We start from the raw sequence: 6,991 nt of genomic DNA, 5'->3' as shown, positions 1-6,991 counted from the left end.
GGACGTCGTAGGCGGGGCCTTCCGGGCCGTTTCCGGAGCCGAGGAACTCCTGGCCGCGCATCCGGCACCAGGCGGGGATGTCGACCGCTGCCGCCGGGTCGTCGGCCAGCACCCGGACCACCGTGCCGACCGGCACCTCGGGCATCCGTCGCGCCGCCGCGATCACCGGCAGCGGGCAGCGTTGCCCCCGGCAGTCGATCACCTCGTCCGGCATCGTCACAGCCCCACCACCCCAGCCTCCGCGCGCAGCCCGGCCACGATCCCCGGCAACTCGGTCAGGAACCGCTCCACGTCCGCCTCGGTCGTCTCCCGGTGCAGGCTGACCCGCACGTTGCCGTGCGAGAGCACCCCCATCGCCTCCAGCACGTGCGACGGACGCAACGTGGACGAGGTGCAGGACGAGCCGGACGACACGGCGAACCCCCGCCGGTCCAGGGCGTGCAGCAACGCCTCCCCGTCGACGTACAGGCACGAGAACGTGACCAGGTGGGGGAGCCGGAGCACCGGGTCGCCGACCACCTCCACGTCGGGCACCTCCGCCGCGACCCGCTCCCGGACCCGGTCCACCAGGGGGGCCAACCGGGCCGCCTCGGCCGCCGCGTCGGCCGCCGCCGCCCGCAGGCTCGCCGCCGCCGCCACGACCGCGGGCAGATTCACCACTCCGGGGGTACGTCCGCTCTCCCGCTCGTCGGCCGGCCAGGGCGACTCCCAGCGAACGCCCTTCCGGACCGCCAGCACCCCCACGCCGGGTGGCCCACCCCACTTGTGGGCGCTCGCAGTGAGCACCGACCAGCCGGCCGGCAGGGGCACCCGGCCCACCGACTGCGCAGCATCCACGTACAGCGGCACACCCACGTCGGCGCACGCCGCCGCCGCCTCGGCGACCGGCTGCACCGTCCCCACCTCGTGACTGGCGGTGATCAACGCGGCCAGCGCGACCCCCGGGGCCTGAACGGCACTCGACCACGCGGTCAGGTCCAGCCGGCCCAACCGGTCGACCGGCACCGCGGTGGCGGTCCCGCCCGCGCCGACATGCCGTTCCGCCGCGTGCAGCACCGCCGAGTGCTCGATCGCCGAGTGCACCAGCGTCGACCCGACCCGGCGCCGCCCGGTCAGGCCCCCGAGCACCGCGCCGTGGGCTGCGGTCGTACCACTGGGGGTGAAGGAGACCTCGTCGGCGCGGACGCCGAGCGTCAGCGCGGTGGCCTCGCGGGCGGCGTCGAGCAGTTGCCGGGCCCGGCGGGCCTGCGTGTACAGCTTGCCCGGGTCGGCCCAGCCGTCGTCGAGCGCGGCCAGCAGCGCCTGCCGCGCGACCGGATGCATCGGCGCGGCGGTCGCCGCGTCCAGGTAGACCGGGGATGCGCTCACAGACCTGCCTTCGTTCGCGGCTGCGGGGCTCGCAACCCCGGCTCACTCCTCGCGCTCACAGACCTGCCTTCGTTCGTGGCTGCGGGGCTCGCAACCCCGGCTCACTCCTCGCGCTCACAGACCAAGACGCTATCGCGGCGGTATGCCTAGGATCCCCCCGATGGGGGCCGGACAGTGACCCCACCACGGCCGAGTCCGTCATGGTCGAGTAATCTGCGACCGTCGGTGACGCCTTTGCCGCGGGTGCCGAGGAAAGACGCACCGCGGCGCGCTAGGGAGGCAGGACCAGGTGGTCGCAAGGAGTTCGGAGGTACGGCCGTCGGCCGTACGGCACAGCGCTTCCCCAGGGGTTGGTGGACGCCGGGGGCGTGGTGCTGGTCGCCTGGCCGGGCTCGGTCTCGGTGGCGTGGCGTTGCTGGTTCTGCTCACGGGCTGTGACGTGGGTCAGACGTTCGACGGCTTCGGCTGGCCGCAGGGCGGCATCTCGCCGGAGTCCAAGCGGATGTACGACCTGTGGATCGCCTCCTGCATCGCCGCGCTCGCGGTCGGCGTCTTCGTGTGGGGCCTGATCTTCTGGTGCGTCGTGCGCTACCGCAAGCGTGGCAACGCGCTGCCGGTGCAGACCCGCTACAACATGCCGATGGAGTTCCTCTACACCATCGCGCCGATCCTGATCGTCTCCGTGCTCTTCTACTACACGGCGATCGTGCAGACCGACGTCGACAAGTTGTCGAAGAACCCGGACGTCACGGTCGAGGTCGTCGCGTTCAAGTGGAACTGGCAGTTCAACTACCGGGACGGCCAGGGCACGGAAGCCGGCACCACCGCGTCGACGCTCGGCACCAGTGAGGTCATCCCGGTGCTGGTGCTGCCGACCAACCGGTCCATCCGGTTCGAGGAGACCAGCCGCGACGTCATCCACTCGTTCTGGGTGCCGGAGCTGCTCTTCAAGCGGGACGTCATGCCGGGCAAGATCCGCAACGTGTTCGAGGTCTCAAGCCTGGACGCGGAGGGCGCCTACGTCGGGCGCTGCGCCGAACTGTGCGGCAGCTACCACGCGTTCATGAACTTCGAGCTGCGGGTGGTCTCGCCGGAGAAGTACGACCAGTTCCTCGCGGCCAAGCAAGACGGCAAGTCCACCCAGGATGCGCTGTCCGCGATCGGTGAGGAGCCGTACGCGACGACCACGCAGCCGTTCGACACGCGGCGGACGCAGGACAACTTCAACCCGGACGACGTTCCGGCCCGCACGGGAAGCTGAGGCAGCCGCATGAAGACCGAGTGGCGTATCTTCCTGATCATCGCCGGGTTCCTCCTCGGCGCCACCATCCTCTACGGCGCCTGGACGAACGGTGAGTCGGGCGGCATCGAGTGGGTCGGCACCGTCGCCCTGCTGCTGTCGTTCCTGCTCTGCTCGATGTGCGGTGGCTTCTTCTGGTTCGTCTCCCGCCGCATCGACCTGCGCCCGGAGGACCGCCCGGACGCCGAGATCGCCGACGGCGCTGGTGAGGTCGGCTTCTTCAGCCCGGGCAGCTACTGGCCGTTCGGTCTGGCGCTGGCCGCCGCGATCGCCGCGCTCGGCATGGTGTTCTGGCAGTACTGGCTGATCGGTGCCGGCCTGCTGGCCGTCGTCTTCTCCGCCTGTGGGCTTCTGTTCGAGTACTACAGCGGCACCCGGCGTACCGCCGAGCACTGACCCACCCGGTCGCCGTCGCGACCGACCCGGCACGACGAAGGCCCGTTCCCCGAGAGGGGAGCGGGCCTTCGGTCATGTTCCACCCTGCCCGGCGTGGTGCGGCGGTCAGGTGGTCAGGTGGTTAGGCGGTCGGGAGGTGCTGTGGTCAGGCGGCGCGGCGGCGGGCGGGCTGGCGGTGGCGGGCGGCCAGCCGGGTGACCGGGAAGGCGACCGCGCTGACCACCACGGCGGCGCCGCAGTCGGTGCAGATCAGCTCTGGACAGTCGGTGCCGTGGCCGTCGACGCAGGGCGGAGCCTCGAACAGCGCCACGCCCTCGCAGACGTCGCAGTAGAGCTCGCGGTGCGACACGGCCGTCTCCTCTCGGATACCAGGCGGACCGCCCCCGGATGCGACAGTGACGCACCGACGGCAGCAGAGAACTACTCAGCTGTAGTTTCCCAGACGGGTCCGACAAATCTCCGCGCACAGTCGCCGCTCGTCGGCATCCGCGCGTGATCCACCCGACATCATCGAAGTCGGGGCTTCCGGGCTGCCCGGACACCGCGGATTCACGGAACCCGAGTCGATCACCGGCCGAGACGCCGCCCGACGGGTCGGGCGGCGGTGAGGTCAGGCGGTGGCGGTCTCGATCCAGCGGTCCAGGGTCGCGGCGGCCGCGCCGGAGTCGATCGACTCGGCCGCGCGGGCCAGGCCGGCGCGCAGCGCCTCGGTCAGGTCGCCGTCCAGCGGGCCCTGGGTGGCCAGCGCCGCCGCCGCGTTGACCAGCACCGCGTCCCGGACCGGGCCCGTCTCGCCGGCCAGCAGGCGACGGGCCACGCCGGCGTTGTACGCGGCGTCACCGCCGCGCAGGTCGGCGAGGGTGGACCGGGGTACCCCCAGGTCCGTCGCGTCCAGCACAGCCTCACGTACGGTGCCGCCCTGGGCCGCCCAGATCCGGGTCGGCGCGGCGGTGGTGAACTCGTCCAGCCCGTCCTCGCCGCGCATCACGATCGCCGAGTCGCCACGGGCCGCGAACACGCTGGCCATCACCGGGGCCATCCGCAGGTCGAAGCAGCCGACCGCGCCGGCCCGGGGGCGGGCCGGGTTGGTCAGCGGGCCGAGGAAGTTGAAGAAGGTGGGCACGCCCACCTCGCGGCGGACCGGGCCGGCGTGCCGCATCCCGGGGTGGAAGCGGGCTGCGAAGCAGAACCCGATGCCGGCCTCCTCGACACAGCGGGCAACCTGCTCCGGGCCGAGATCCAGCGGGATGCCGAGGAACTCCAGCAGGTCGGCGGTGCCGCACAGGGAGGAGGCGGCCCGGTTGCCGTGCTTCACGACACGGACGCCCGTGCCGGCGACCACCAGCGCCGTCATCGTGGAGATGTTCACCGTGTGGGCGAGGTCACCGCCGGTGCCGACCACGTCGAGCGCGGTACGGCGCAGCTCCTCGGGCAGTGCGACCGGGACCGCGCGACCGAGCATCGCCTCCACCAGGCCGGCCAGCTCCGCGGGGGTCTCGCCCTTGGCCCGCAGCGCCACGGCGAAGGCGGCGATCTGCGCCGCGCTCGCCGAGCCGGTCATGATCTCGTCCATCGCCCAGGCGGTGTCGGCGGTGGAGAGTTCGTCGCCGCGCAGCAGCGCGTTGAGCAGGTGCGGCCAGGTCCGATCGCCCATGGCGGGCCTCCCGAGCATGCGAAGTGCGGGTGGGCTGGAACCGGCGCCGAGGAGATCCGGCGCCGTGGGGGTGCCGGAGGAGCGTGGGACGTCAGGCGGGTGCGTGCGTCCGCAGCAGCTCGGCCACCGTGCCGCCGGTGGTCACCGGGTCGAGCGGGTGCACCAGCGTCGCGTCGACCTCGGCGTACGCGGCGAGCCATCGGTCGGCGGCGCGGGCGATCACGAGGCAGGTCGGGGGAGCGTCGTCCCGGTCGTCCTTGACCTGCCGGGCGATGCCGATGCCGCCGCCCGGGCTCGCCTCACCGTCGAGCAGAAGCAGGTCGATCTCGTAGTCGTCGACCAGTCGGATGGTCTCCGCGTAGGTCGACGCCTCGACGAACTCGATCTGCAGACCGGGAGCGGGCCGGGTGCCGACGGCCATCCGCATCCGATCACGGACCTGCGGGTCGTCGCTGTAGAGCAACACGGTGCAAAGACGATCGGTCATGCCGGAACTCCCACCTCGTAGCTGCCCGCAGATCGTACCGGTCGGCGTGACGTAGCCGACATCCCGCCCGACGTCGTGCGTCGGGGCGTACCGTCCGGGCAGCTCAGGCGGGCGCGGCGTCGGCTGCGCGTTCGCGGGCCTCCTGGCGGTCCAGCTCGCGGTCCACCCGGCGGGCCTCCCGCTCGGACTGCTTGACCCACTGAACCACCAGCACCGCGAGCATGGTCACACTGACGAACTCGCCACCGGCCCACAGGATGCCGCCGGCGACCACCTGGTCCTGCCACGGGTCGACCCAACCGAGGTTGAGCGACGGGTACCAGTCGCCGCCGAAGAGCGTGCTGCTCTGCATGATGGTGAGGCCGAGCACCGTGTGGAACGGCACGGAGAGCAGCATCAGCAGCGCACGCGCCGGGTACGGCCAGCGGCCGGGCAGCGGGTCGAGGCCGAGCAGCGGCCAGAAGAACACGCAGCCGGTCATGATGAAGTGGGCGTGCACCAGCTCGTGCGCCCAGGCGTGTTCGAGGGTGTAGCGGTACAGATCACTGAAGTACAGCACGAACGGGTTGACCACGAAGATGGCGAACGCCACCAGCGGGAAGCTGTAGACCCGGGCGACGCGGCTGTGCACGATCGCGAGCAGGCGCTTGCGTGGCCCGACCGGCAGGGTCCGCAGGGCCAGGGTCATCGGCGCGCCCAGCGCCAGGAAGATCGGCGCCACCATGGAGAGCACCATGTGCTGGATCATGTGCACGGACAGCAGCGCGGTGTCGTACGCGTGCAGCCCGCTGACCGTGACGAGCGCGATGCCGCCCAGGCCGGGGCCGAGGAAGAACACGGTACGGGCGATGGGCCAGCGGTCGCCCCGCAGGCGCAGTCGGTACACCCCGTAGAGGTACAGGCCGGCGGCGAGCACCAGGCCGAGGGCCAGCCAGCTGTCCAGCCGGGTCTCGGTCAGCACCGCGCCGACGGTGAACGGCGGCGGGGCCGAGGTGGCGGCGAAGATCGGATCGACGTGCAGCACGCTTTTCAGGCTAGGCCAGGCGAACCGGACCCTGACGCTCGGGCCACGGAAGGCGCAGGTTTGCCACCCCGCTGATCGGCGGCCCCGGTCAGGGGCAATAATGACGGCGTGACTGCGGCCCCAGCCATTGACAAGAGCCGGATCCACTCTCTGACCCGACCAAACATGGTCAGCGTCGGGACGATCGTGTGGCTCTCAAGCGAACTCATGTTCTTCGCGGCGCTGTTCGCGATGTACTTCTCCATCCGCGCGGCTGCGCCGGAGCAGTGGGAGAAGCACACCGAGGCGCTGAACATCCCCTACGCGACCACCTTCACGGTGATCCTGGTGCTGTCCTCGGTGACGTGCCAGCTCGGCGTCTTCGCGGCGGAGAAGGGTGACGTGCACGCGCTGCGGCGCTGGTTCACCGTCACCTTCGTGATGGGTCTGATCTTCGTCCTCGGCCAGCTGAACGAGTACCGGCACCTGGTCGCCGACGGCATCAAGATCAACGAAGACGGGTACGGGTCGGTGTTCTACCTGACCACCGGCTTCCACGGCCTGCACGTGACCGGTGGTCTGATCGCCTTCATCATCTTCATGGTCCGTACGACCATGGGCCGGTTCACTCCGGCGCAGGCGACGTCGGCGATCGTCGTGTCGTACTACTGGCACTTCGTCGACGTCGTGTGGATCGGGCTGTACGCCATGATCTACTGGCTCCAGTGATCTTGCGCGTCACATTCCGCGCTGCTGCTCCGTCCCCTGAGACAGGTCCAACCG

Annotated in this window: 9 protein-coding genes; 3 read left to right on the top strand and 6 right to left on the bottom strand. The window is 71.1% G+C overall.

From position 1 onward, the window contains the following. Positions 1 to 220, bottom strand: a 220-nt coding sequence (locus tag DLJ58_RS19865; protein WP_124858523.1) for a sulfurtransferase TusA family protein, incomplete at its 3' end; no start/stop codon positions are given. Beyond that, complete coding sequence (locus tag DLJ58_RS19860) at positions 217 to 1,368, bottom strand: cysteine desulfurase family protein (RefSeq protein WP_124858522.1); 1,152 nt, start codon at positions 1,366 to 1,368, stop codon at positions 217 to 219. The genes DLJ58_RS19860 and DLJ58_RS19865, both read right to left, overlap by 4 nt. A gap of 289 nt (positions 1,369 to 1,657) precedes the next feature. Here DLJ58_RS19860 and ctaC point away from each other — a divergent pair, with 289 nt between their 5' ends. Then, a complete protein-coding gene (ctaC, locus tag DLJ58_RS19855; protein WP_124858521.1) occupies positions 1,658 to 2,629 on the top strand; it encodes an aa3-type cytochrome oxidase subunit II in 972 nt (323 codons plus the stop codon). Between the two features lie 9 nt (positions 2,630 to 2,638). Continuing rightward, positions 2,639 to 3,064, top strand: coding sequence for a cytochrome c oxidase subunit 4 (locus tag DLJ58_RS19850; protein ID WP_124858520.1), 426 nt, complete (start codon positions 2,639 to 2,641; stop codon positions 3,062 to 3,064). Positions 3,065 to 3,209: 145 nt separating this feature from the next. Here the strand turns inward: DLJ58_RS19850 and DLJ58_RS19845 are convergent, their stop codons facing one another. The 4 genes from DLJ58_RS19845 to DLJ58_RS19830 all read right to left on the bottom strand — a co-directional run bounded on the left by DLJ58_RS19845 (position 3,210) and on the right by DLJ58_RS19830 (position 6,229). Next, positions 3,210 to 3,413, bottom strand: coding sequence for a hypothetical protein (locus DLJ58_RS19845; protein ID WP_124858519.1), 204 nt, complete (start codon positions 3,411 to 3,413; stop codon positions 3,210 to 3,212). A gap of 261 nt (positions 3,414 to 3,674) precedes the next feature. Then, entirely contained in the window at positions 3,675 to 4,718 is a 1,044-nt protein-coding gene (trpD, locus tag DLJ58_RS19840; RefSeq protein ID WP_091407511.1) for an anthranilate phosphoribosyltransferase, read from the bottom strand. A gap of 91 nt (positions 4,719 to 4,809) precedes the next feature. Next, positions 4,810 to 5,205 carry a helix-turn-helix domain-containing protein gene (locus DLJ58_RS19835; RefSeq protein ID WP_091407513.1) on the bottom strand — a complete coding sequence of 132 codons (396 nt, stop codon included), beginning with the start codon at positions 5,203 to 5,205 and terminating at the stop codon, positions 4,810 to 4,812. 103 nt (positions 5,206 to 5,308) lie between these two features. Beyond that, entirely contained in the window at positions 5,309 to 6,229 is a 921-nt protein-coding gene (locus DLJ58_RS19830) for a cytochrome c oxidase assembly protein (RefSeq protein ID WP_372494870.1), read from the bottom strand. A 108-nt stretch (positions 6,230 to 6,337) separates the two neighbouring features. Here DLJ58_RS19830 and ctaE point away from each other — a divergent pair, with 108 nt between their 5' ends. Then, positions 6,338 to 6,937, top strand: coding sequence for an aa3-type cytochrome oxidase subunit III (gene ctaE, locus DLJ58_RS19825; protein ID WP_112582810.1), 600 nt, complete (start codon positions 6,338 to 6,340; stop codon positions 6,935 to 6,937). Positions 6,938 to 6,991 lie beyond the last annotated feature (54 nt).

This window comes from Micromonospora arida (assembly GCF_003857035.1).
Lineage (GTDB): Bacteria > Actinomycetota > Actinomycetes > Mycobacteriales > Micromonosporaceae > Micromonospora > Micromonospora arida.
Note: the sequence above shows the minus strand (reverse complement) of the source record. Positions and strands in the feature narration are given on the sequence as shown.